We start from the raw sequence: 23,194 nt of genomic DNA on the forward strand, positions 1-23,194 counted from the left end.
CAGCTCCGTCGCGACGAGACCTCTCGCCGACGCCGACATTTCGAGAAGGAGTCAGATCATGGGTCTGGACGACAAGATCAAGAACGCCGCTCAGGACATCGTGGGCAAGGCGAAGGAAACCATCGGCAACGCCACCGACAACGACAAGCTCGTCGCCGAGGGCAAGGCCGAGCAGGCCGAGGCGGATGCCAAGAAGGCCGGCGAGAACGTTAAAGACACCTTCAAGTAAGTCCGCGCCGCACCCGGGCGGGTCACGGCCTCTGGTCGGGCCCGCCCGCGCTTGTTCTGGCGGGGTCGCGACGCGGAGGTCCCCCGGGGCGTGTGCGTAACTCCGGTGAAGCGACGCCGGTCAATTGGCTTGTTCGCGGAATCCAGCGGTGGTGACGGGCGCGCAGGCGCGGATCTCCGGAGTTGCGCACACCACCGGCCCGCGGGCGAACTCCGGATGCCACGTCGGAGGCCGGGGCTAGGCTGGCCCCATGCGGACGCGTGGCGACATCGAGTGCTGGCTCACCGACATGGACGGCGTTCTCGTCCACGAGAACACGCCCATCGCGGGGGCAGCCGAACTTCTCGCGCAGTGGCGCGCCGAGGGCACGCCGTTCCTCGTGCTGACGAACAACTCGATCTTCACGCCGCGCGACCTCAGCGCACGTCTCCGCGCCTCTGGTCTCGAGGTGCCCGAGGCGTCCATCTGGACCTCGGCGCTGGCGACCGCCGACTTCCTCAGGTCGCAGATGCCCGGCGGCTCCGCCTTCGTCATCGGCGAGGCGGGACTGACCACCGCGCTCCACGAGGCCGGCTTCATCATGACCGAGACCGCGCCCGATTACGTCGTCGTGGGCGAGACCCGCAACTACTCGTTCGAGGCCATCACGAAGGCGATCCGCTTCATCCGCGGCGGTGCGCGCTTCATCGCCACGAATCCGGATGCCACGGGACCATCGACCGAGGGCGTGCTCCCGGCGACGGGCGCGATCGCCGCGCTCATCACCAAAGCCACCGGCAAGGAGCCGTACATCGTCGGCAAGCCGAACCCGATGATGTTCCGCTCGGCCCTCAACCGCATCGGCGCCCACAGCGAGAACACCGGCATGATCGGCGACCGCATGGACACCGACATCGTCGCCGGCATCGAGGCGGGCCTTCACACCGTGCTGGTGCTCACCGGCATCAGCGATCAGCGCGAGATCGAGCGCTACCCCTTCCGACCCGACGAGATCCTCGGCTCCATCGCCGAACTCGTGCGCGCCGAACCCTTCGAGACCGAACTCGCGGACGGCGAAGAAGGGCTCGAGGCGGGCCTCTGAGCCCCTCCGAGAGGACGACCGCATGGACGATCGCACACTGTGGCTGATCACGGCCTTCTTCATCACCGCCGGCACGCTCGTCGCGTTCATCGTGCAGTGGCGGCGGTCACGTCGCGGCGGCGGCGGCCGCGATCCCTTCGACGGCCCCGGACCCGGAGACGACGAGCCGCGCTGACATCCGCGGCGAGGGCGCACAGCGCGATCCCCGGGCAGCTCCCCCCGAGAGCGCGTTCGGCGTAGGCGCCGGGTGCCCGGCATCCGCCGTACGGCAGGAGTGCGCAACGCCCCGCATCCGCCGTCCGGCGCAGGGCCTGACGCACGGTATCCACCACTCGGTGCGAGAGCCCGTCACCCGGCATCCGCCGTTCGGCGCGAGAGCCTGACGCACGGAATCCACCATTCGGTGCGAGAGCCCGTCACCCGGCATCCGCCGTTCGGCGCGAGAGCCTGACGCACGGAATCCATCCGTTCGGCGCGGAGTCGTGAGAACAGTCTGCGATGCCAAGACGGAGCCATCCGCGCCTGTACGGTCTGCCCTCGTCGTAGGCCCGGTCCTCGCGGCGGGCGACGGCTCGACCCTGGATTACTGCGGCGCGAGCCTGAGGTCGTCGAGATCGATGGATGCCAGCCACTGCAGGCCCTCGGCCTCGATCGCGGCCTGCGCGCCGGTCTTGCGGTCGACGATCACGGCGACGGCCACCACCTCGGCGCCCTCGCGACGCAGCGCCTCGACGGCCTTGAGCGCCGACTGACCCGTGGTCGAGGTGTCTTCGACGACGACGACGCGCTTGCCCGCGACATCGGCGCCCTCGACCTGGCGTCCGCGGCCGTGATCCTTGGGCTCTTTGCGCACGACGAACGCATCGAGCGGGTGACCGGCGTGCACCGACTCGTGCATGACGGCGTTCGCGATCGGATCGGCGCCCAACGTCAGACCGCCGACGGCGACGACGCCGTCGAGGTCCTTCACGAGGTCGAGCACGAGACGGCCGATGGCCGGGGCTGCGCGGTGGTCGAGCGTGAGCTTGCGCATGTCGACGTAATACGTCGCCTTCTTGCCGCTCGAGAGGGTGAAGTCGCCGTGGAACACCGCCTCGTCGTTGATGAGGCGGATGAGGGCCTGGCGGTCGGCTTCGAGCTCGGGAGTGGAGGCGGCGGTCACGGCGTCGAGTCTATTGCGCGCCGCCCTCCCGGCACGGGCGCCCGCACAACGGCGGGGCGAAAGGCCGACGCGCCGCGTTCGGGCCGCCGGGATGCGGCGGGCCGACAGGGGCATCCGCCGTTGTGCGCACGGCATCCGGCGGATCGTTCGTCGGACGGCGAGGCCGGCGCTTGACGCGGCAAGGCGGCGAGGCCGGCGCCGGCCCCGGCGGGCGGCGAGGTCGGCGCACGAAAGTAGGCTGGATGCCATGCGCCTGGCCACCTGGAACGTCAACTCCATCCGTGCCCGCGTCACCCGCACCGTCGAGTTCTGCGTGCGCGAGCACATCGACGTGTTGGCGATGCAGGAGATCAAGTGCAAGACGGAGCAGTTCCCGTACGCCGCGTTCGAAGAGGCCGGGTACCACGTCGCCGCACACGGCCTGAATCAGTGGAACGGCGTCGCCATCGCCAGCCGCGAGCCGCTCGAGAACATCGAGATCGGCTTCCCCGGCATGCCCGGTTTCGAGAAGGGCAAAGAGGGCCCCGACCTCCCGCAGGAAGCCCGCGCGATCGGAGCGACCGTGGGCGGTGTGCGCGTCTGGAGCCTCTACGTACCCAATGGTCGCGGCCTCGACGACCCGCACTACGCCTACAAGCTCGACTGGCTCGACAAGCTCCGCCAGTACGCTGCCGACACCCTGGCGAAGGACTCCGGCCTGCCGCTCGCCCTCACCGGCGACTTCAACATCGCCCCGACGGATGACGACAACGGCGACCCCACGGTCGTCGAGGGCGCGACAACCCATGTCTCGCCTCCCGAGCGTGCGGCCTTCGCGGCGTTCGAGACGGCCGGACTGACCGACGTCGTGCGCCCGCTCATCCCCACGGGCTACACCTACTGGGACTACAAGCAGCTGCGCTTCCCCCGCAACGAGGGGCTGCGCATCGACTTCATCCTGGGCTCCCCCGCCTTCGCCGACGCCGTGCACGGTGCCGAGATCCACCGCAACGAGCGCAAGGGCGAGGTTCCCAGCGACCACGTCCCCGTCGTCGCCGACCTCGACCTGTCGGGCGCGGACGACGACGACGACCTGCCGATGATCTTCGGCTGAGCGCCGGGTGAGTGGCATCCGGATGCCGTGCTCCTGGCATCCGTGACGCCGCGCCTCCGCAGTCGAACCGGCGCCCGGCGCGACCGCCGCAATCGCGCGCGATTGTGCGAGAAAGCCGCGATCTTGCGAGGAACGTGCATCACGTGCGGCCGCGACAGCCCGGCATCCGGAAGTTTTTCCCGCGCCCTGTCGATTCCCCCGCGGCTCGTTCGACGCGATAGTAGGGGAAGGCATTCGCTCCCCTCCGATCGCTCGACCGAGCACCCACGAGAAGAGTTCACGATGAAGTTCATGCTGATCATGCGCGGCACCGACGAGGCGTACGCGGCATATAAGGAGATCCCGTTCGAGCAGGTCATCAACGACATGGGCGCGTACAACGAATCCATGATGACCGCGGGTGTGCTCGTCGCGGGTGACGGACTGGCCGAGGACATGAGCAAGAACTTCGTCGTCGAGTTCGGCGGCGAGGAGCCGGTCGTCACCGACGGCCCCTACGGCGAGACGCACGAGCTGTTCAACGGCTTCTGGATTATCGAGGTGTCTTCGCGCGACGAGGCCGTCGAGTGGGCGCGGCGTGCGCCGCTCATCGCCGGCAACAAGCTCGAGGTGCGTCGCGTGACCGACGAGACCGACTTCGCCGCGTTCGCCGACAACGAGTACATCCAGAAGGAAGAAGGGTGGCGCGAGGAGCAGTCCACCCGGTGACCCGCACCCCTTCCCACAGCGGGGCCGCCGGCCGTCTCGCGCAGGCGCAACCCGCGTCATGAACCCCGACCCCGACCTGTCGCGACGCGTCGCGGCGATCTGGCGCATCGAAGGCGCTCGGATCGTCGCGACGCTCGCGCGCGTGGTCGGCGACCTCTCGACCGCCGAGGACCTGGCTCAGGATGCCGTCGCCGAGGCGCTGGCGACGTGGCCCCGCGATGGCGTGCCCCGCAATCCCGGCGCGTGGCTGACCGCGGTCGCGAAGCGCCGGGCGATCGACGGTTGGCGCCGCGCGCAGAACCTCAGCGAGAAGTACCGCCTGATCGGTGCGGACCTCGACGAGGTCACGGATGCCGAGTGGCAGCCGATCGACGACGACGTGCTGCGGCTGGTGTTCACGGCGTGCCATCCCGTCCTCGCCCGTGAGGCCCAGGTGGCGCTGACGCTGAAGGTGGTCGCGGGCCTCGACACCGACGCCATCGCCCGGTTGTTCCTCGTCCCCGTGCCGACGATGCAGCAGCGGATCGTGCGCGCGAAGAAAGCGCTGTCCGCGGCGCACGTGCCTTTCGCGGTGCCCGATCCGGCGGAGTGGCCGGCGCGCCTCGGCGCGGTGCTCAGCGTGATCTACCTCGTCTTCACCGAGGGATACGCCGCCAGCGCCGGGGACGCCGTGTTGCGCACCGAACTCGCGCACGAGGCGGTGCGCCTGGGCCGCGTGCTGAACAGTCTGCTGCCCCGGGAATCCGAAGCGCTCGGGCTCTCGGCGCTGATGGAACTGCAGGCCTCGCGGTTCGCCGCGCGCGTGGATGCGAACGGGGATGCCGTGCTCCTCGCCGACCAGGACCGCCGCCGCTGGGACCGCTCCGCGATCGCCCGCGGCGCGGCGCTGATCGACCGCGCCGACGCGCTCGGCCGGGGCCGGGGGCCGTACCAGCTGCAAGCGGCCATCGCGCTCTGTCACGCCGAGGCGACCAGCGTCGAGGCGACGGACTGGGACCGCATCGTGCTGCTGTACGAGATGCTCGGCCGGGTCGCGCCGAGTCCCGTCGTCGAACTCAATCGCGCGGTGGCCGTGTCCATGGCATCCGGTGCCTCCGAGGGCCTGGCGCTCGTCGAAGCGCTGGCGTCGGCCGGAGCGCTGCGAGGCTCTCACCTGATCCCCTCGGTGCGTGGGGAGCTGCTGTCGAGGCTGGGGCGGCGCGACGAAGCCCGGGCGGAACTGCGGGCGGCGGCGGCGCTCACCCGCAACGCGAGGGAGGCGGCGCTGCTGCGGCGTAAGGCCGACGCGCTGGGGAGCTGAGCGGGGCGCGGGCCGCACTCCTCACCGGAAGCCGCGGTGCTCGGCGCGCCCCTCCGTGCGGACGCACGACGGTGGGGCCGGGGAAGACCCCGGCCCCACCGTGAGGTGCGTCAGGCCGCGGGAACCTCGGCCGGAGCGGTGCGCGCGACGAGCGTCACGAGCGCCTCGATGATCGAACGGAGGAACTCCGCGGTGCCCTCGTCGGTCACGGTGCCGTCCTCCTCGAAGAGGCCGGGGGTCGACTGGATGTACCCCTCGGGCTGGCCGAGGACGAGGGCGTTGTAGTGCAGGAGCACGCTGCGCAGGTGCTGCTGGCCGGCTGCCGTGGCGATACCGCCCTGCGAGGTGCCGACGACGGCGGTGGGCTTGTCGTTGAACGACGCCTCGCCGTAGGGACGAGCCGACCAGTCGAGCGCGTTCTTCAGCACACCGGGGATCGAGCGGCTGTACTCGGGGGTCACGATGATGACGCCGTCGGCATCCTCGATCGCGGTCTTGAAGGTGGTCGCGACCTCGGGGAAGTTGCCGTCGTGGTCGGGCGAGTAGAAGGGGAGGTCCTTGATCGGGATCTCCTTCAGGGTGACGCCCTCGGGGGCGACCTTCTCGAGCGCCTTGGCGAGGCGGCGGTTGATCGAGGTGCTGGAGATGCTGCCGACGATGTAGCCGATCGTGTACTCGGTCACGATGATCCTCTCTGGGATGACGGGGGCGAAGCGCCCGGTTTCATTCACGTGCAAGCATCCGGGTCGAATCCGTATTCCCCGCCCTCTTGACTCCACCCCACGGGGGATGCACGTGTCGGATGTCGGCTCTAGCGTGGAGGGATGCCAGGCCTCACCCGCACCCAGAGTCGGGGCGACGCCGTGCTCGCGCTCGTGCTGTTCCTCGGCGGCCTGCTGAGCGCCGTGCTGTCATCGGTATCGGGCATCTACGGCGACGAACAGGGCTCTCTCGCCGTCGCGCTGGGGTACGTCGCGATCCTCGCCGTCCCGATCGCCTTCCGCCGCAGATGGCCGTCGGCGACGGCGGTCATCGTGTCGGTGGCGTACTTCCTGGCCGTGACGTTCCGCATCCCCGAGCTGTACGCGGGCAACATCGCGATGTTCATCGCGCTCTACACCGTGGGCGCCTGGGAGGAGAACCGGCGCCGCGCCACGATCGTGCGCATCGCGATCATCGTGGGCATGTTCGCCTGGCTGTTCGTGGTGATGTTCCAAGATGCCACGCAACCCGTCGACGCCGCCGTGGAGGGCGCGTTCTCGCGCGCGGGCGCCTTCTCGCCGTTCGTGGCTTACCAGCTGTTGATGATCGGCGTGAATGCGCTGTTCTTCGGCGGCGCGTACTACTTCGGCGACCGCTCGCACCAGCAGATGCGCGAGCGCGCGGCCCTGGAGGAGCGCACCGCCGAGCTCGAAGCCGAGCGCGAGGTGACCGCGGCCCAAGCCGTCGCCCTCGACCGCGTGCGCATCGCGCGCGAGCTGCACGACGTCGTCGCGCACCACGTCTCGCTGATGGGCGTGCAGGCCGGGGTGGCGCGATCGCTGCTCGCCCGCGACCCCGAGGCCGCCCGTGCCGTGCTCACCGGCATCGAGGGATCGGCGCGCTCGTCGCTGCACGAGCTGCGCCACCTGCTCGAGACCCTGCGTTCCCCCGGCGCCGACAACGCTCCGGACACGGCCCCGACCACGCACGGCCTCGCCTCGATCCGCGCGCTGTGCGACGAGGCGACCGCGGCGGGGCTCGCGACGACCTTCGCCGTCATCGGCGAACCCCCGCACGACCCGGCGCCCCTCGTGCAGGTCAACCTGTATCGCATCGCCCAGGAGGCCCTCACCAACGCCCGTCGTCACGCCGGGCCGGGCGCGACCGCCGACGTGCGTCTGAGATTCGATGCGGATGCCGTCGAACTCGAGGTGTCCAACACCGGCCGCAGCGGCTCGTCGGCACCGGGGCTCGGCCAGCTCGGCATGCGCGAACGCGCCGCCGTCTCGGGCGGCACCATCGAGATCGGCCCACGTGCCCGCGGCGGTTACCTCGTGCGCGCGCGCGTTCCGGCCGCCCGTGCGGAGGCCACCCGTGTCTGAACTGCGCGTGCTGCTGGTCGACGACCACGTCATGATGCGGGCGGGCTTCCGCACCATCCTGTCGCTCGAGGACGACATCACGGTCGTCGGCGAAGCCGCCTCGGGTGTCGAAGCGCTCGCGGCCGCCGCCGAACTGCGGCCCGACGTGATCTGCATGGATGTGCAGATGCCCGACATGGACGGCCTCGAAGCCACCCGCCGGCTCGCCGCCGACCCCGCCTCGCATGCGGCCGTGCTCATCGTCACGACCTTCGACCGCGACGACTACCTGTTCGACGCCCTCGCCGCGGGGGCGAGCGGGTTCCTGCTCAAGAACGCCGGCCCGGAAGAGCTGGTCGCGGCGGTGCGCGTCGTCGGCGCCGGTGACGCGTTGCTCGCCCCCGAGGTCACGCGTCGGGTCATCGCCCGATTCGCGGGCGGAGCGCCCGCGCCCACGGCATCCGCTCCCCCGCCCCTGGTTCTGACCGAACCGCTCACCGAGCGCGAGTCGGAGGTTCTGCAGCTCGTCGCCGAGGCCATGAGCAACGCCGAGATCGCGACGCGGCTGTTCATCGGCGAGGCGACCGTGAAGACCCACGTGTCGAACGTGCTGCAGAAGCTCGGCGCCCGCGACCGGGTACAGGCCGTCGTGCTCGCGCACCGACACGGGCTCGCCTGACGCCAGCGCGCTCCCGGGCGTGCCCCCGCCGCCCGACGGTCCGACCGCCGGCCTGCTGCCGGCACCCCAGCGACCGGGGCGCGCGCTGCGCCCGCCGCGTGCGTAACTCCGGAGAACCGGCGCCGAACCCCACCGCCACCGGCCGAACCGGGCCCCCACGGCGGTAGATCTCCGGAGTTCGGCCCGCCGCCTCCCCCTCGCGACGGATGCCACGGCCCCACTCGGGGCGGAGGTGCAGCGGTATCCGGATCCCTAACGTGGGAGACATCGAGAAGAAGGGATGCATCGTGCTCGATCTGAACGGCATCACCAAGAGCTACGGCGGACGCCGCGTGCTCGACGACGTGAGCTTCACCGTGGCCCCGGGTCGGCTGACGGGCTTCGTCGGCGGCAACGGCGCCGGCAAGACCACGACCATGCGCATCGCGCTCGGCGTGCTCGCCAAGGATGCGGGAACGGTCGCGCTGAACGGCGCTCCGGTCACCACCGCCGACCGCCGCCGCTTCGGCTACATGCCGGAGGAACGCGGCCTGTATCCGAAGATGAAGGTCGCCGAGCACATCGCCTACCTGGCGCGTCTGCACGGCTTCGGCAAAGCCGAGGCGACGAAGAAGGCCGCCGCGCTGCTCGAACGCCTCGGACTCGGCGAGCGCCTCGGCGACCTCGTCGAGACGCTGTCGCTGGGCAACCAGCAGCGCGCGCAGATCGCGGCGTCGCTCGTGCACGAGCCCGAGGTGCTGATCCTCGACGAACCGTTCTCGGGCCTCGACCCGCTCGCGGTCGACGTCGTGGCCGGCGTGCTGCAGGAGAAGGCGGCGGCGGGGGCCGCGGTGCTGTTCTCGTCGCACCAGCTCGACGTCGTCGAGCGGCTCTGCGACGACCTCGTGATCATCGCCGGAGGCACCATCCGCGCCGCCGGCACCCGCGACGCGCTCCGCGCCCAGCACGCGACGCACCGCTACGAGCTGGTCTCGGGCGGCGACGCCGGATGGGTGCGCGACGAACCGGGCATCACCGTCCTCGACTTCGACGGCGGCTACGCCCTGTTCGACGCGGCCGACGACACCACCGCGCAGCGCATCCTGCGCGGCGCCGTCGAACGCGGAGACGTCGCCAGCTTCGCCCCGCAGAAACCGTCCCTCGCCGAGATCTTCAAGGAGGTCATCCAGTGAGCACCACCACCTCTCCCGCGCGTCGAACGCCCGGCGAGCTGCAGAGCATCTGGCTCGTCGCCGAGCGCGAGATCGGGTCGAAGCTGCGCAGCAAGGCCTTCGTCATCTCGACCGCGATCCTCATCGTCGCCGCCCTCGCCTCGGTGGTCTGGGGCGGTTTCGCCGCGAACAACGCCGCGGGCGGTGGCACCCCCGTGGCCGTCACCTCGCAGACGCAGAGCGCCGTGTCGGGGGTCGACGGCCTCGACGTGACCGTGTCCGACAGCGACGACGCCGCGCGCGCGCTCGTCGAAGACGGAACGGTGGATGCCGCCCTGGTCTCGGGCTCATCGGATGCCGCGTTCGACTACACCGTCGTGGTGAAGGACAGCGTCCCCTCGACGCTGCTGCAGATGCTCAGCGAGACCCCGCCGGTGCAGATGCTCGACCCCGGCGCCGGAGCGGCGGACGCTCTGCGCTACCTGATCGCACTCGGCTTCGGTCTGGTGTTCCTCATCGCCGCGTCGACCTTCGGCGGGACGATCGCGCAGAGCGTGGTGGAGGAGAAGCAGACCCGTGTGGTCGAGATCCTGATCTCGGCGATCCCGGTGCGGGCGCTGCTGGCCGGGAAAGTGCTCGGCAACACGATCCTCGCGATGGCGCAGATCGTGCTGCTCGCGGCGGTCGCGGTGATCGGCCTCGCCGTCACGGGCCAGGCGGGGGTCCTCGACGCCCTGGGCGCCCCCATCGCCTGGTTCGCGATCTTCTTCCTGTTCGGGTTCGTGCTGCTGGCGTCGCTCTTCGCCGCCGCGGCGGCGATGGTGTCGCGTCAGGAGGACATCGGGTCGACCACGACCCCCATCACGATGCTGATCATGGCGCCGTACTTCCTCGTCATCTTCTTCAACGACAACCCCGTCGTGCTGACGATCATGTCGTACGTGCCGTTCTCGGCGCCGGTCGGGATGCCGCTGCGCATGTACCTCGGTGACGCGCAGTGGTGGGAGCCCGTGCTGTCGCTGCTGGTGCTGATGGCCTCGTGCGTCCTGGCGATCGGCCTCGCGGCGCGGATCTACCGCAACTCGCTCCTGCGCATGGGCGCTCGGGTGAAGCTCGCGGAGGCGCTGAAGGGCTGAGCCGCAGTCGCGGCGGCCCGGTCCCTTCGACGAGCTCAGGGACTATCGACCACGGTGGCTGAGCGTGTCGAAGCCACCCGCCCCCACGTGCGCGGTCCGGTCCCTTCGACACGCGCAGGGACCACCGTGAGGGAGGGGATGGATGCCGGGCACACCGGCATCCATCCCCTCCCTCGTCACTCCTCGAGAACGGCTAGCACGTTGCCGGCCGGGTCGCGGAACCAGGCGATGAGCGGCCCACCCTCGCGCATGATGCCGCGGGAGTCCGTCGGGAGGATGGCGTCGTCGTAGATCTTCGTCTCGACGCCGCGGGAGCGCAGGTCGTCGACGGCGGCCTCGACGTCGGCGACGGGGAAGTTCAGCACCGTGAACGATGCGGGCTCATGGTGCGGCTTGCCGTACACGAGAACCCGCGCACCGGAGCCGACGTGGAGGGAGAGGAAGCCCGAGCCCTCGAGCACGTCGACGTCGAGACCCAGGGTCTCGGCGTAGAAGCGATGGGCGGCGTCGAGGTCGTCGACCGCGAAACCGGAGTAGGCACCAGTGGGGTGGAACATGATCGTCTCCTTCGTCATCGCGCCACGTACGCCGTGACGCTCTCGGACAGGCGGATGGGGATGCCGTCGACCTGCGACGCGTCGGGGACGCCGATCGCGACGCTGAGACGGTCGTCGATGCCGAAGACGGCGGCCCCCTCCTGCGCCCCCGTCGCGCACCCGGCCGACCACGGACGGTCGTCGGTCGCGATGAACGTGACGATGCAGCGGCCGACACCGTCGTCGGGCTGGGCGAGGTAGATCTCGAAGTCGTTGACCGTGGCGATGTAGCGCGTGCTGCCGGAGTCGATCGCGCTGTCGCGGAGGACGTCGGCCGAGATCGCGTCCTCGATCGTCTGCGCGAAGGTGAGCTCGGGGTAGGTCGCCGCCGCGGGATCGACCGTGACGGTGTCGGCGGCGGCCGCCGTGGCGGTAGGCGCGGGCGCGGTCGCGGTCGCGGTCGAGCCGATCGCGGCGCCCACGCCGAGAAAGGCAAGGGCCCCCACCGCGAGGAGCACGGCGCGCAGGACGGGCCGCGCGGTGGGTGCCGTGGCATACGTGGGGTCGATGGTGGGCTGGGGCGGGGCGGTGGGGCCGGACTGCACAGGAACCCCGGACGGGAAGGCGGGGTCGGAGTCGGAGGGGAGCGTCCGGCTACCGGGTGCGGTGGCGAGCCTGGTCGCGAGGGCGTACTCGGCGGCGGTGCGGGCGGGGTCGAGCACGAGGGGCTTCCCCTCCTCACCCGCCGGGGCGCTCGCGACATCGGCCGAGCGACGGACGCGGTCCTCGAGCTCGACGAGCCGCTCGATCATCGCGGGCGTCGCACGCTCACCCCCGGTGCCGTACACGCGCTCGCGGAGGATCCGCAGTTCGACGTCGTCGTCCATGCGATGACTCTAGAGCCGTGACCGGTCGCAGGGGCGGTGGTGGATGCTTCCCCCCGACGCCGCCGTCCGCGCCGAGGTCTCGGGGCCTGGCGCGAGGACCCGGCCCGGCGGGGGCGTCGGCGGCACGGACGCCTGCGGCTACGCCCCGGCGCCCGGTGCGGTGTCCCCGGCGTCGTGACGAGGCGGGACCGTGGCATCCAGGGCGTCGGCCGCACCGACCAGCGCGAGGTGCGACAGCGCCTGCGGGGTGTTGCCGGCCTGACGGCTCGTCGTCGGGTCGTACTCCTCCGACAGCAGCCCCAGATCGTTCGCCACCGCCGTCAGCTTCTTCATCAGCGTCACCGCCTCGTCGCGTCGACCGGTGTGCGCGTACTGCCCGACGAGCCAGAACGAGCACGCGAGGAACGGGTGCTCGTCACCGGTCAGCCCGTCGACCCCGGTCGTGCGGTAACGCAGCAACCAGCCGTCGGGCATGAGGGTCTGCTCCATCCGGGCGACGGTGGCCAGCATGCGCGGGTCGTCGTAGGCGCAGAACCCCACCTGGGGCAGCACGAGCAGCGACGCGTCGACCTCGTCGGTGTCGAAGTGCTGCGTGAACCAGCCGCCCGCGTGCACGCCGCGCGCATCGATCTCGGCGCGCACGCGATCACGCAGGCCGCGCCAGGTGTCGACATCGCCCTCGCGTCCCCCGTTCTCGACGGCCCGGATGCCGCGGTCGAACGCCGCCCAGACCATCGCGCGCGAATGGGTGAAGAAGTGCGGATCGCCGCGCATCTCCCAGATGCCCAGGTCGGGCTTGTCGACCTCGCGCGCGAGCTGATCGAGCAGGGCCCGCTGCAGGGACCACGAGAACGTCGTCTCATCGACACCGGCGTCGCGGGCTGCCTCGAGAGCGACCATCACCTCGCCGATCACGTCGGCCTGGTACTGGTCGACCGCGCCGTTGCCGATGCGCACGGGAGCCGCTCCCCCGTATCCGGGGAGGCTGGCGAGTTCTCGCTCGGGCAGGTCGCGTTCGCCCGCGATGCCGTACATGATCTGCACGTCGGCCGGATCGCCGGCGATCGCCCGCAGCAGCCACGTGCGCCAGTGCTGCGCGGCATCGAGATAACCGTGATCGATGTAGGCGCTCAGCGTGAGCGCGGCGTCGCGGAGCCACACGTAGCGGTAGTCCCAGTTTCGCGACCCGCCGAAGGTCTCGGGGAGCGACGTCGTCGCCGCCGCGACGATGCCACCGGTCTCGGAGTGCGTGAGCGCGCGGAGCACCATGAGCGAGCGCGTGACCAGCGCCGCGTGCGTGCCGGCTGACTGCACGCGGTCGGCCCAGGCGGCCCACCATTCGCGCGTGCGTTCCAGGGCGGCCTCGACATCGAACGGCGCGGGGGCGTCTTTCCAGGACGGACCCCACGCCAGCACCGAATCGACGCTCGCGCCGGCCGCGGTGGTCCACCGGCCGCGGTGGGCGGTGTCGACCGCGATCAGGCGCGGTCCGCGGATCGTCACGGCATCGGGACCTGCGACGGCGAGGATGACGTGCTCGCTCCCGTGACCGACCTGCCGCACCCAGGGCACGGAGCGGGCGTAATCGAAGCGCAGTCGCACCTCGCTGATGAAGTCCACCTCGCCCGACACCCCGACCACGCGTCGGATGACGGCGTCGACGCCCGCGTCGATGGGCATCGCGTCGTACACATCGGCGATCCCGGTCGCCGTCTCCCATCGCGTGACGAGCACGAAGGTGTCGCCGTCGTAGCGCCGAGTCGCCCGCGCCTCCGGGTCGGCGGGCCGCAGCGACCAGGCGCCGTGCGACTCGTCGCCGAGGAGGGCGGCGAACATCGACCCGCTGTCGTAGCGCGGAAGGCACAGCCAATCGACGCGGCCGTCGCGGGACACCAGCGCGGCGGAGCGGCAGTTGCTGAGGACGGCGTAATCCTCGATCGGAGTGGTCACCCTCGGATCATGGCAGAGGGCACCGACATCGTGGCCGAGCGTCGCGCTAGTGGCATCCATGGGCCCGCTGCAAGCGGCGCACCGGTGTCGGAGGGGAGCGCTACGGTGGCCGCATGGCCGCGGACACCACCCTCATCATCCTGGGCGCCTCGGGCGACCTCACGTCTCGACTGCTCCTGCCCGCCCTCGGCCAGTTGCTCACGCGCGAACCCGGCCGGTCGGTCCGGCTGCACGGTGCGGGTATGGAGGACTGGACCGATGAGCACTGGCGCGAGGTCGTGCGCACGGCGTTCCAGACGATGGATGCCGATGGCGCCTTCGCCGCGATCTCGGAGACCACGTACGCGCAGGCCGACATCACGAAGCCGGCCGATCTGCAGAAGCTCCTCGACGACGCCGAGGGTCGGCCGGCTCTGTACTTCGCGGTACCGCCCGCCGTCACCGAGAAGTCGTGTCTCGCGCTGAGCGACGTGACCATTCCGGAGGGCACGATCCTCGCTCTCGAGAAGCCGTTCGGTACCGACGAGGCCAGCGCGCACCGGCTCAATCAGCAGCTGGCGACGCTCGTGCCCGAAGACCAGGTTTTCCGCATCGATCACTTCCTCGGGCGTTCGACCGTGCTGAACCTGCTCGGCGCCCGCTTCGCCAACCGCCTCCTCGAAAGCGTCTGGTCGGCCGACGACATCGGTTCGGTCGACATCGACTACCCCGAGCCCCTCGGCCTCGAGGGACGCGCGGGCTACTACGACGGTGCCGGCGCTCTGGTCGACATGATCCAGAGTCACCTGCTGCAGGTCATGGCGTTCGTCACGATGGAGCCCCCGGCATCCCTCAACCAACTCGATCTGCGCGACGCCACCTCCGCGGTGCTGCGCGCCACCCACGTGCGGGGCGACGACCCGGTGCGCAATTCGCGCCGCGCTCGCTACACCGCCGGCGACGTCGGCGACCGCCACTTCTCGTCGTACGTCGACGAGCCGGGGGTCGACGCCGCGCGCGGCACCGAGACGCTCGCCGAGATGACGGTGGAGGTGCGCAACGCGCGGTGGCAGGGCGTGCCCATCACCCTGCGTTCCGGCAAAGCGCTGAGCTCCGGCCACCGGGCCGTCACCGTCACCTTCAAGCCGGTGCGCCACCTCCCCGGCGGCTTCGTCGGTGAGAGCGAGCCGTCCGAGCTCGTGTTCTCGCTCGGCCCCGACACCATGACCCTCGGCCTCAACGTGAACGGCGCCGACGATCCCCTCGAGCTCGAGCGCGTGACCCTGGCCGCCGATCTCGGCGAGGGCGCGCTCAAGGCCTACGGCGAGGTGCTCTCCGGCATCCTCGACGGCGATGCCATGCTCGCCGTCCGCGGCGACGCGGCGGAGCAGTGCTGGCGCATCGTGCAGCCGGTCATCGACGCGTGGCGCGCGAATGAGGTGCCGCTCGACGAGTACGCGGCCGGCTCGGCCGGACCGGCGTCGTGGGGCGCCTGACGCCGATGCCGCGGCGCTGACCCGCGCCCGGCTGACCTGCGCCCCCGGCTGGGACGGACGAACTCCCCGCCCTCACGCCGGAAGACCTACGGCGTCACACGGGGAACATCTCGCGGGCGACGCGCGTTCAATGGAGCGGGTCAACGGCGTCCCGGTTTTCGTTCCGTTCACAGGAGGACCCATGTCTCTCGTTCTCGACCGCACCGCCCCCACCGACGCCCCCATCCTCGACGTCCTCGCCGAGCGCTGGAGCACCCGCGTCTTCGACCCCGAGACGCCCATCGACGAGTCGGCGCTGCGCTCCGCACTCGAGGCCGCGCGCTGGGCGCCGTCGGGCATGAACTTCCAGCCGTGGCGCTTCATCGTGGCCCGCCGCGGCACCGCGGCGCACGCGAAGCTCGTCAACGCCCTCATGGGCTTCAACCAGGCGTGGGCTCCCGCGGCCGGGGCCCTGGTCGTCGTGCTCGCCGAGACCGAGACCGAAGACGGCGAAGCCCGCACCTGGGCGCAGTACGACAGCGGTCAGGCCGCCGCCCACTTCACCGTGCAGGCGCACGCCGAGGGTCTCACCACCCACCAGATGGGTGGTTTCGTCGCCGACGACCTGCGCGCGGCCTTCGACATCGACGCCCGTTTCACCCCCGTCACCGTCATCGCGGTGGGCGCCCTCGGCGACATCGACGCGGCCGAAGAGGGCCTGCGCGAGCGCGAGCTCGCTCCCCGCCAGCGCCGCACGGTCGAGGAGTCGCTGCTCGTCGACGACTGAGCTTCCGGCATCCCTCTCGAGAAACGCCATCCCGGGGGAGACACGCGTTGACGCGTCGTGTCTCGCTCAGGATGGCGTTTCTCGTGCGGGAGGAGGGGGATGCGCGCGGCATCCCCCTCCTCCGTCACTCGACGATCTCGGCCTCGATCACATCGTCGCCGGAGTCGTCGCTCGTGTCTTCCGCCGGCCCGGCGCTGACCAGCATCAGCGAGTCCGCGTCGCTGGCCACATCCACGCGCACGACGTCACCGTCACGGACCGTCCCCGCGAGGATGGCCATCGCGAGGCGGTTCTGGATCTCGGTCTGGATGAGGCGACGCAGGGGCCGGGCGCCGTACACCGGGTCGTAGCCGCGCTCGGCGAGCCACGACCGGGCGTCGGGTGTCACCGCGAGGGTGAGTCGACGCTCGCGCAGCCGCTTGTGCAGGGCGTCGACCGCGAGCTCGACGATCTGCGCGAGGTCGTCCTGGCTCAGGGCCTGGAAGATCACGATGTCGTCGAGACGGTTCACGAACTCGGGCTTGAACGCCTGGCGCACCAGCGCCTGCACCTGCTCGCGCTTGGCATCCATCGACATCGTCGGGTCGATGAGGATCGGCGAACCGAGATTCGACGTCAGGATCAGGATGACGTTGGTGAAGTCGACCGTGCGGCCCTGCCCGTCGGTCAGGCGGCCGTCGTCCATGACCTGCAGCAGCACATCGAACACCTCGGGGTGCGCCTTCTCGACCTCGTCCAGCAGCACGACCGAGTAGGGCCGACGCCGCACGGCCTCGGTGAGCTGGCCGCCGGCCTCGTACCCGATGTAGCCCGGAGGGGCACCGACCAGTCGCGAGACGGAGTGCTTCTCGCCGTACTCCGACATGTCGATGCGCACCATGGCGTGCTCGTCGTCGAACAGGAAGTCGGCGAGCGATTTGGCCAGCTCGGTCTTGCCGACGCCGGTGGGGCCGAGGAACAGGAAGGAGCCGACGGGCCGGTTCGGGTCGCTGATCCCCGCGCGCGAGCGCCGGACGGCGTCGGACACCGCCTTGACGGCATCCCGCTGTCCGATCAGGCGCTTGCCGAGCTCGCGCTCGAGGTGCAGCAGCTTCTCGGTCTCGCCCTGCAACAGACGCCCGACGGGGATGCCGGTCCACGCCGCGATGACCGCCGCGATGTCCTCGTCGGTCACCTGGTCGTTGACCATCCGACTCTCGCCGGTTGCTGAGCCTGTCGAAGCATCCTCGCGCTCCGCCGCCATGAGCTCGCGCTCGAGCGCCGGGATCTCGGCGTACAGCAACCGCGATGCGCGCTCGAGGTTTCCCTCGCGCTGTGCGCGCTCGGCATCCACACGGGCGGCGTCGAGGCGGGTCTTGAGGTCGCCGACGCGATTGAGCGAGGCGCGCTCGCGCTCCCACCGGGCCTGCAGCTCGTCGAGCTTGGCCTGCTCGCCGGCCAGCGTCTCGCGCAACGTCGCGAGGCGCTCCTTCGACGCGGCGTCCTTCTCCTTCTTCAGGGCGAGCTCTTCGAGCTTCAGCCGGTCGACGTGACGACGAAGTTCGTCGATCTCGAGCGGGGCCGAGTCGATCTCCATCCGCAGGCGGGATGCCGCTTCGTCGATCAGGTCGATCGCCTTGTCGGGCAGCTGCCGCGAGGGGATGTACCTGTTCGACAGGGATGCCGCGGCGACCAGCGCGGCGTCGGCGATGGCGACCTTGTGGTGCGCCTCGTACCGTTCCTTGAGGCCGCGGAGGATCGCGACGGTGTCTTCGACAGTGGGCTCGCCGACGTAGACCTGCTGGAAGCGGCGCTCGAGCGCGGCATCCTTCTCGATGAACTCGCGGTACTCGTCGAGCGTGGTCGCGCCGATGAGGCGCAGTTCGCCACGGGCCAGCATGGGCTTGAGCATGTTGCTGGCCGCGACCGAACCCTCGCCGCCGCCCGCGCCCATCAGCACGTGCAGCTCGTCGATGAACGTGATGACCCGGCCGTCGGACTCGGTGATCTCTTTGAGCACGCTCTTCAGGCGTTCCTCGAACTGACCGCGGTACATGGCGCCGGCCACCAGCGCCGAGATGTCGAGGGCGACGAGTTCTTTGTTCTTCAGGCTCTCGGCGACGTCGCCCGCGACGATGCGCTGGGCGAGGCCTTCGACCACGGCGGTCTTGCCGACGCCGGGCTCGCCGATGAGGACGGGGTTGTTCTTGGTGCGCCGCGTGAGCACCTGGCTGACGCGGCGGATCTCGCCGTCACGCCCGATGACGGGATCGAGCTTGCCCTGGCGGGCCCGGTCGGTGAGGTTGATGCCGAACTGCTCGAGGGCGCTCCGCGCGTCCTCCTGTCCCGGCTGTTGCGTGGCGTTCATGTGATCTCCTGAAAGTCTGTTCGCAAACTTGAGTTGCGTTGACTCAAGTTTAGCAGTCGCGCGACCGGCGGGCAATGGATGCCGCGAGCCCGCGACAAGCCCGGAACGGCGGGTCTATGGTGAGCGCGTGAGCACGCTCGAGCCCGCAGCTCCCCGTCCGGACATCCCCTGGAACCCGCCGCCCTCCACCGCGGAACGTCGCGTCCGCGGCCGAGAGGCACGCAAGCGCACACCGCGGAGCGATCTCGGCGTGCTCGCCACCGAGGGACGCGACCCGCTCGGCATCCTCGACGCGCAGAACACCGCGCGCATCCCCGAACTCGTTCCGTTGCGCATCGAGCGGATGTCGGCGAGCCCCTTCGCCTTCTACCGGGGCTCCGCCGCCGTTCAGGCGGCCGACCTCGCCCGCAATCCTTCGACCCCCCTTCACGTCGCCTCCTGCGGCGATGCGCACGTGGCGAACTTCGGCTTCTACGCCTCCCCTCAGCGCACGCTCGTGTTCGATCTCAACGACTTCGACGAGGCAGCGTGGGCGCCCTGGGAGTGGGATCTGAAGCGCCTCGTCACCAGCGTCATCCTCGCCGGCGCCGAGACCGATCGCGACCTCGCCGTCGTCCGCGACGCCGCCGCGAGCACGGTGCGCGCGTACGTCCGCGCGATGGCATCCCGCGTCGAGCAGGACCCCGTCGACCGCTACTTCGAGCACTTCGGCCCGCGCGAGGTCATCGACTCCTTCGACCGCGCCTCGCGTATCGTCCTCGAGCGCGCCATGGCGGACGCCGAACGTCGCACCGGTGCGCGCGCGGTTCGACGGCTGACCGCCGACAGCGGTTCCGGCCGGCTCGCCTTCACCCACAGACCCCCGACCATGACCCCGGTCGACGCGGAGGTCGCCGCGCGCGTCCTCGCGGTCGACGGCGCCTACCGCACCTCGGCGAACGTGGACGTTCGCCTGACCCTGGAGCAGTACGACCTCAGCGACGTCGCCCGGCGCGTCGTCGGCGTCGGCAGCGTCGGGACCCGCTGCTACCTGCTGCTCCTGCAAGACGGGGACGGGCACGCGCTCCTGCTGCAGGGCAAGCAGGCCGGCCCGAGCGTGTTGCAGCAGTTCGGCGGTATCCGCCAGCCCGAGTCGCTCGTCTCCCTCGTCACGGCCGAAGGAGAGGGCGCGCGCGTCGTCTCGCTGCAGCGCGTGCTGCAGGCAGTCTCGGACCCCTTCCTCGGCCACGTGCGCGGCCACGACGCCGACTTCTACGTGCGACAGTTCCACGACATGAAGGGGGGCATCGAGATCGTCGAGCTGACGAACAAGCCGTTCCGCCGCTACGCACAGGCCTGCGCCGTCACCCTCGCCCGCGCGCACGCCCAGTCTCCGGATGCCGCGGACGTCGCGGGATACGTCGGGTCGGGCCGCGTTCTGACGGAGGCGCTCGTCGACTGGGCCTTCGCCTACGCCGACCTCGCCCGCGCCGATCACGCGGCCTTCGTCTCCGCGCACTCCTGAGGTCGGGACAGGGTCGACGCCGAGCGACGCTCAGCGCTCGTCGCGCCCGAGGAACGATCCCGCGCTCGCGATCCTCAGGCGGGTATCGCTTCCGCCGCGGCCCCGACCTGCGCCTCGGAGGTCGTCCCGCCCGAGTCCGCGCACGAGAAGCGCGCGCGGTACGCGGTGGGGGTGAGCCCCATCGTCCGCGCGAAGTTCTGCCGGAGCACCGCCGCCGACCCGAAGCCGCACTCCGACGCGATCCGGTCGAGACCGAGGTCGGTCTCTTCGAGCAGTCGTTGCGCGTGGAGCAGCCGCTGGCGGGCGAGCCAGGCCGCCGGGGTCGCGCCGAGATCCGCCTTGAACCGCCGGGCGAAGGTCCGCGGCGACATATGGGCGCGCGCGGCGAGCCGATCGACGGAGAGCTCGGCATCCAGGTTCTGCAACATCCACTCCGTGACCGGCGCAAGGGAGAGCGACGCGTCGACCGGGATCGGCGAGGCGATGAACTGCGCCTGACCCCCGTCGCGCTGAGGGGCGACGACCATGCGCCGAGCGATGCGGTTGGTGAGCTCGGTACCGAGCTCCTGACGCAGCAGGTGAAGGCACGCGTCGAGTCCGGCCGCCGTTCCGGCGCTCGTGATGATGTTGCCCGACTGCACGTAGAGCACGTCGGGGTCGACCTCGATCGCCGGATACATCCGCGCCATGACATCGGCGTAGCGCCAGTGCGTCGTCGCGCGCTTGCCGTCGAGCACCCCGGATGCCGCGATCACGAACGACCCGCTGCACACGCTCAGCAGCCATGCTCCGCGGGCATGCGCGTCGCGGACCGACTCGATCACCCGCGGGTCGACGGCGCCCCACTGCGCACGCGGGATCGGCGCGAGGACGAGGATGTCGACATCGGTCGCCGCCTCGAGGCCGAGCTCGACGTTGACCGAGAAGCCGATGTTCGAGGGGACGACCCCGGGGTCGGGCGCGACGATACGGAAGTCGAAGTTCGGGATGCCGTCGTCGCTGCGGTCGAGGCCGAAGGCTTCGCAGGCGAGACCGAATTCGAACGGGGCGAAGCCCGGCTGGATGACGACGGCTACCGATCGCACGCGGAACCTCCGATGTGGCAGAAATATATCGATTGACGTCCATCATGCCACTCGTCGGCATGATTCCTCTACCCGTAGCTTCTCTGCCATGGCTTACCTCATCGCACTCGGCATCCTGTCCCTTATCGGCGTCGTCGGCACGGTGTGGCTCGTCCGCACCGACGGCTATGAGCGAATCCCCACCGACCCCTCACGCGTGGCATCCGTCCCCGACGAGTCCGCCCGCGCGCACCACGCAACCGCCGCGGCGCCGGGGGTCGAGGCCCCCCGACCGACTCTGCAGGTCTCGTCGGCGCCCGCGTCACCCGTCACGCGACCGCTGCGCATCGCGCGGGCGAAGTGACCCGCGATACGGCCGCACGCCTCGACCCGCGCACGACGGCGGACGAGACGAGCGACACGCCGACACCGGATGCCACCGGCCCGGCATGTCGCGAACCCGCCCGCCGTTGTGCGCGCCGCGCACGCGTCGCCACGACATCGCGCGCACCGCACGAGCCCCGCGCCGACATCGCGCGCAGGGCACGAGCCTCGCGCCGACATCGCGCGCGCCGCGCCGACATCGCGCGCACCGCACGAGCCCCGCGCCGACATCGCGCGCAGGGCACGAGCCCGCCGCGAGGTCGGGCGCACGGAACGAGCCCGTCACGACACGGAATCTCGGCACGCGACCGCGCCGACGTTCAGCGTCCGGCGGTGACCGCTCGGCGGTAGACCTCGATCATGGCGGCGGTGCGCGACGACTGGCGGAACCGCTCCGCGAGGGAGGCGTCCGGCTCGACCGGGTGCCCGGAGGCGATGTCGGCGGTCGCTCGACGCAGCGCCTGCGCGAGCGCGGGGACGGTGGCATCCGTCACCGTCCACGTTCCCGAGCCGAGCTCGTCGGCGATGTCGGGATCGCTCACCACGGCGGGCGTGCCCAGCGATGCCGCCTCGAACACGGTCATGCCCTGCGTCTCGAAGCCGATCGAGGTCTGCACCACGGCGTCGGCGTCGGCGAGCCGGCGGAGGGTCTCGGCGTAGGGCAGTCGCCCCGCGAACGTCACCGTCGCCCGCGGCGCCCCGCGTTCGATCATGCGGCGCGCTGCCCCAAGCTGCGCGCCGCCGCCGACGATCTCGACCTCGGCGTCGATCCCCGAGGCGATCACGGCTTCGAGGAAGGGCAGCAGCCGCTTCTCGGGGCTCATGCGTCCGAGCCAGATGAAGCGCGGCCGGCCCGGCCGGCGTACGGCCGCGTCGGTGGCGAGAGCGGCGTCGAGGACGTCGTCATCGATGCCGTTCCAGATCACGTCCACCGAGGCGGTGACCCCGTGTCGTTCGAGGCGACGGCCGAAGTGCGACGAGGGGGCGGTGACGGCGCTCGACAGGCGGGCGAGGCGACGCAGGTACGCCCAGCCGTCGGCGGCGCCGTCGCCGCGCGATGGGGCGTCCGCACCGTCGCCGCGCGTTGAGGCGTCAGCCGCGCCGTCGCGGGTGACCGCGGCATCCCGTTCCGGCGCCGTGCCTCCGCTCGATCCTCGGGCAGGACCACGGGGGTCCCGCACGCGTGGTGCGCCTCGGCGGGATCCGGTCCCGGATGCCGGGACGGCCGACGGCAGCGCCCGCCGCGCCCACGCGTTGAGGGCGCGCAGCACGAGGCCGGGGAAGGGAGCGGTCGCCTCGATCCCGACGTCGACGCGGTTGTGCATCGTGTGGACGACCGGAACACCGTGGCGCGCCGCGAAACGATGCCCGATGAACGCGCCCCAGAAGTCGGCCTGCACATGCACGACGTCGACGGGCAGACGGGCGCCCATCTGCGCGTCGACGAAGCGATCGGTGCGCGCTCCCGGCCAGGTGAACGCGTACTCGCGGTCGGGGGTGATGGCGATGGAGGGCAGGTCGAGGTACGCGGCATCGTGGGCGGCATCGCGGTGCATCCGGGGCGCCACGATCGTCACGACGTGGCCCGCGCGTTCGAGGAATCGCTTCTGCAGCCGCATCGACACCTGCGCGCCGCCGAGCGACTCGAGGTGCTGGTCGGCGAACATCACGACGTGCAC

At 70.9% G+C, this 23,194-nt stretch carries 22 protein-coding genes; 14 read left to right on the forward strand and 8 right to left on the reverse strand.

The window, feature by feature from the left end; translation table 11 throughout:
- The first annotated feature begins 58 nt into the window (after nt 1–58).
- The 3 genes from ACTJJP_RS10250 (at nt 59) to ACTJJP_RS10260 (ending at nt 1,485) form a co-directional block, all read left to right on the forward strand.
- Complete coding sequence (locus tag ACTJJP_RS10250) at nt 59–229, forward strand: CsbD family protein (protein WP_440774917.1); 171 nt, start codon at nt 59–61, stop codon at nt 227–229.
- 250 nt (nt 230–479) lie between these two features.
- Nucleotides 480–1,310 (forward strand): HAD-IIA family hydrolase, encoded by an 831-nt coding sequence (locus tag ACTJJP_RS10255; protein WP_440774918.1) that lies wholly within the window; start codon nt 480–482, stop codon nt 1,308–1,310.
- 22 nt (nt 1,311–1,332) lie between these two features.
- Nucleotides 1,333–1,485, forward strand: a complete 153-nt coding sequence (locus tag ACTJJP_RS10260; protein ID WP_307448889.1) for a hypothetical protein — start codon at nt 1,333–1,335, stop codon at nt 1,483–1,485.
- Nucleotides 1,486–1,893: 408 nt separating this feature from the next.
- Here ACTJJP_RS10260 and pyrE read toward each other — a convergent pair whose 3' ends face one another.
- Nucleotides 1,894–2,472 carry an orotate phosphoribosyltransferase gene (gene pyrE, locus ACTJJP_RS10265; protein WP_440774919.1) on the reverse strand — a complete coding sequence of 193 codons (579 nt, stop codon included), beginning with the start codon at nt 2,470–2,472 and terminating at the stop codon, nt 1,894–1,896.
- A gap of 247 nt (nt 2,473–2,719) precedes the next feature.
- Between pyrE and ACTJJP_RS10270 the strand changes: the two genes are divergently transcribed.
- The 3 genes from ACTJJP_RS10270 (at nt 2,720) to ACTJJP_RS10280 (ending at nt 5,573) form a co-directional block, all read left to right on the forward strand.
- Nucleotides 2,720–3,565: an exodeoxyribonuclease III gene (locus ACTJJP_RS10270; RefSeq protein WP_440774920.1), complete on the forward strand. Its 846-nt coding sequence runs from the start codon at nt 2,720–2,722 to the stop codon at nt 3,563–3,565.
- Between the two features lie 282 nt (nt 3,566–3,847).
- Nucleotides 3,848–4,273: a YciI family protein gene (locus tag ACTJJP_RS10275; protein ID WP_440774921.1), complete on the forward strand. Its 426-nt coding sequence runs from the start codon at nt 3,848–3,850 to the stop codon at nt 4,271–4,273.
- 58 nt (nt 4,274–4,331) lie between these two features.
- Entirely contained in the window at nt 4,332–5,573 is a 1,242-nt protein-coding gene (locus tag ACTJJP_RS10280) for an RNA polymerase sigma factor (RefSeq protein WP_440774922.1), read from the forward strand.
- Between the two features lie 110 nt (nt 5,574–5,683).
- Here the strand turns inward: ACTJJP_RS10280 and ACTJJP_RS10285 are convergent, their stop codons facing one another.
- On the reverse strand, nt 5,684–6,256 hold the full coding sequence (locus ACTJJP_RS10285) for an NADPH-dependent FMN reductase (RefSeq protein WP_440774923.1): 573 nt from the start codon (nt 6,254–6,256) through the stop codon (nt 5,684–5,686).
- 141 nt (nt 6,257–6,397) lie between these two features.
- Here ACTJJP_RS10285 and ACTJJP_RS10290 point away from each other — a divergent pair, with 141 nt between their 5' ends.
- The 4 genes from ACTJJP_RS10290 (at nt 6,398) to ACTJJP_RS10305 (ending at nt 10,602) form a co-directional block, all read left to right on the forward strand.
- Complete coding sequence (locus ACTJJP_RS10290) at nt 6,398–7,657, forward strand: sensor histidine kinase (protein ID WP_440774924.1); 1,260 nt, start codon at nt 6,398–6,400, stop codon at nt 7,655–7,657.
- Nucleotides 7,650–8,315, forward strand: coding sequence for a response regulator (locus tag ACTJJP_RS10295; RefSeq protein ID WP_440774925.1), 666 nt, complete (start codon nt 7,650–7,652; stop codon nt 8,313–8,315). The genes ACTJJP_RS10290 and ACTJJP_RS10295 overlap by 8 nt, the downstream gene beginning before the upstream one ends.
- 287 nt (nt 8,316–8,602) lie before the next feature.
- On the forward strand, nt 8,603–9,487 hold the full coding sequence (locus ACTJJP_RS10300) for an ABC transporter ATP-binding protein (RefSeq protein ID WP_440775088.1): 885 nt from the start codon (nt 8,603–8,605) through the stop codon (nt 9,485–9,487).
- The gene (locus tag ACTJJP_RS10305) at nt 9,484–10,602 is read left to right on the forward strand and encodes an ABC transporter permease (protein ID WP_440774926.1); all 1,119 of its coding nucleotides are present in this window, start codon (nt 9,484–9,486) and stop codon (nt 10,600–10,602) included. The genes ACTJJP_RS10300 and ACTJJP_RS10305 overlap by 4 nt, the downstream gene beginning before the upstream one ends.
- 176 nt (nt 10,603–10,778) lie before the next feature.
- Here ACTJJP_RS10305 and ACTJJP_RS10310 read toward each other — a convergent pair whose 3' ends face one another.
- The 3 genes from ACTJJP_RS10310 to ACTJJP_RS10320 all read right to left on the reverse strand — a co-directional run bounded on the left by ACTJJP_RS10310 (nt 10,779) and on the right by ACTJJP_RS10320 (nt 13,975).
- Entirely contained in the window at nt 10,779–11,159 is a 381-nt protein-coding gene (locus tag ACTJJP_RS10310) for a VOC family protein (protein ID WP_440774927.1), read from the reverse strand.
- 14 nt (nt 11,160–11,173) lie between these two features.
- Nucleotides 11,174–12,025, reverse strand: a complete 852-nt coding sequence (locus ACTJJP_RS10315; RefSeq protein ID WP_440774928.1) for a hypothetical protein — start codon at nt 12,023–12,025, stop codon at nt 11,174–11,176.
- Between the two features lie 138 nt (nt 12,026–12,163).
- Complete coding sequence (locus ACTJJP_RS10320; protein WP_440774929.1) at nt 12,164–13,975, reverse strand: glycoside hydrolase family 15 protein; 1,812 nt, start codon at nt 13,973–13,975, stop codon at nt 12,164–12,166.
- Between the two features lie 113 nt (nt 13,976–14,088).
- Between ACTJJP_RS10320 and ACTJJP_RS10325 the strand changes: the two genes are divergently transcribed.
- Both ACTJJP_RS10325 and ACTJJP_RS10330 read left to right on the forward strand, forming a co-directional pair.
- A complete protein-coding gene (locus tag ACTJJP_RS10325) occupies nt 14,089–15,450 on the forward strand; it encodes a glucose-6-phosphate dehydrogenase (RefSeq protein ID WP_440774930.1) in 1,362 nt (453 codons plus the stop codon).
- Between the two features lie 181 nt (nt 15,451–15,631).
- Nucleotides 15,632–16,216: a nitroreductase family protein gene (locus tag ACTJJP_RS10330; RefSeq protein WP_440774931.1), complete on the forward strand. Its 585-nt coding sequence runs from the start codon at nt 15,632–15,634 to the stop codon at nt 16,214–16,216.
- Between the two features lie 124 nt (nt 16,217–16,340).
- Here the strand turns inward: ACTJJP_RS10330 and ACTJJP_RS10335 are convergent, their stop codons facing one another.
- Nucleotides 16,341–18,563, reverse strand: a complete 2,223-nt coding sequence (locus tag ACTJJP_RS10335) for an ATP-dependent Clp protease ATP-binding subunit (RefSeq protein ID WP_440774932.1) — start codon at nt 18,561–18,563, stop codon at nt 16,341–16,343.
- A gap of 127 nt (nt 18,564–18,690) precedes the next feature.
- Between ACTJJP_RS10335 and ACTJJP_RS10340 the strand changes: the two genes are divergently transcribed.
- Nucleotides 18,691–20,067, forward strand: coding sequence for a DUF2252 domain-containing protein (locus ACTJJP_RS10340; RefSeq protein ID WP_440774933.1), 1,377 nt, complete (start codon nt 18,691–18,693; stop codon nt 20,065–20,067).
- Between the two features lie 74 nt (nt 20,068–20,141).
- Here the strand turns inward: ACTJJP_RS10340 and ACTJJP_RS10345 are convergent, their stop codons facing one another.
- The gene (locus ACTJJP_RS10345) at nt 20,142–21,152 is read right to left on the reverse strand and encodes a GlxA family transcriptional regulator (protein WP_440774934.1); all 1,011 of its coding nucleotides are present in this window, start codon (nt 21,150–21,152) and stop codon (nt 20,142–20,144) included.
- An 88-nt stretch (nt 21,153–21,240) separates the two neighbouring features.
- Between ACTJJP_RS10345 and ACTJJP_RS10350 the strand changes: the two genes are divergently transcribed.
- A complete protein-coding gene (locus ACTJJP_RS10350) occupies nt 21,241–21,495 on the forward strand; it encodes a hypothetical protein (protein ID WP_440774935.1) in 255 nt (84 codons plus the stop codon).
- A 340-nt stretch (nt 21,496–21,835) separates the two neighbouring features.
- Here ACTJJP_RS10350 and ACTJJP_RS10355 read toward each other — a convergent pair whose 3' ends face one another.
- The gene (locus tag ACTJJP_RS10355; protein ID WP_440774936.1) at nt 21,836–23,194 is read right to left on the reverse strand and encodes a glycosyltransferase; all 1,359 of its coding nucleotides are present in this window, start codon (nt 23,192–23,194) and stop codon (nt 21,836–21,838) included.

The sequence above is a fragment of the Microbacterium sp. 22296 genome (assembly GCF_052045385.1).
Classification (GTDB): domain Bacteria; phylum Actinomycetota; class Actinomycetes; order Actinomycetales; family Microbacteriaceae; genus Microbacterium.

Coding starts and splice junctions, on each gene's coding strand:
- ACTJJP_RS10250 (WP_440774917.1), top strand. CDS start 59: ATGGGTCTGGACGACAAGATCAAGAACGCCGCTCAGGACATCGTGGGC.
- ACTJJP_RS10330 (WP_440774931.1), top strand. CDS start 15,632: ATGTCTCTCGTTCTCGACCGCACCGCCCCCACCGACGCCCCCATCCTC.
- ACTJJP_RS10270 (WP_440774920.1), top strand. CDS start 2,720: ATGCGCCTGGCCACCTGGAACGTCAACTCCATCCGTGCCCGCGTCACC.
- ACTJJP_RS10280 (WP_440774922.1), top strand. CDS start 4,332: ATGAACCCCGACCCCGACCTGTCGCGACGCGTCGCGGCGATCTGGCGC.
- ACTJJP_RS10325 (WP_440774930.1), top strand. CDS start 14,089: ATGGCCGCGGACACCACCCTCATCATCCTGGGCGCCTCGGGCGACCTC.
- ACTJJP_RS10335 (WP_440774932.1), bottom strand. CDS start 18,563: ATGAACGCCACGCAACAGCCGGGACAGGAGGACGCGCGGAGCGCCCTC.
- ACTJJP_RS10290 (WP_440774924.1), top strand. CDS start 6,398: ATGCCAGGCCTCACCCGCACCCAGAGTCGGGGCGACGCCGTGCTCGCG.
- ACTJJP_RS10315 (WP_440774928.1), bottom strand. CDS start 12,025: ATGGACGACGACGTCGAACTGCGGATCCTCCGCGAGCGCGTGTACGGC.
- ACTJJP_RS10310 (WP_440774927.1), bottom strand. CDS start 11,159: ATGTTCCACCCCACTGGTGCCTACTCCGGTTTCGCGGTCGACGACCTC.
- ACTJJP_RS10275 (WP_440774921.1), top strand. CDS start 3,848: ATGAAGTTCATGCTGATCATGCGCGGCACCGACGAGGCGTACGCGGCA.
- ACTJJP_RS10350 (WP_440774935.1), top strand. CDS start 21,241: ATGGCTTACCTCATCGCACTCGGCATCCTGTCCCTTATCGGCGTCGTC.
- ACTJJP_RS10260 (WP_307448889.1), top strand. CDS start 1,333: ATGGACGATCGCACACTGTGGCTGATCACGGCCTTCTTCATCACCGCC.
- ACTJJP_RS10255 (WP_440774918.1), top strand. CDS start 480: ATGCGGACGCGTGGCGACATCGAGTGCTGGCTCACCGACATGGACGGC.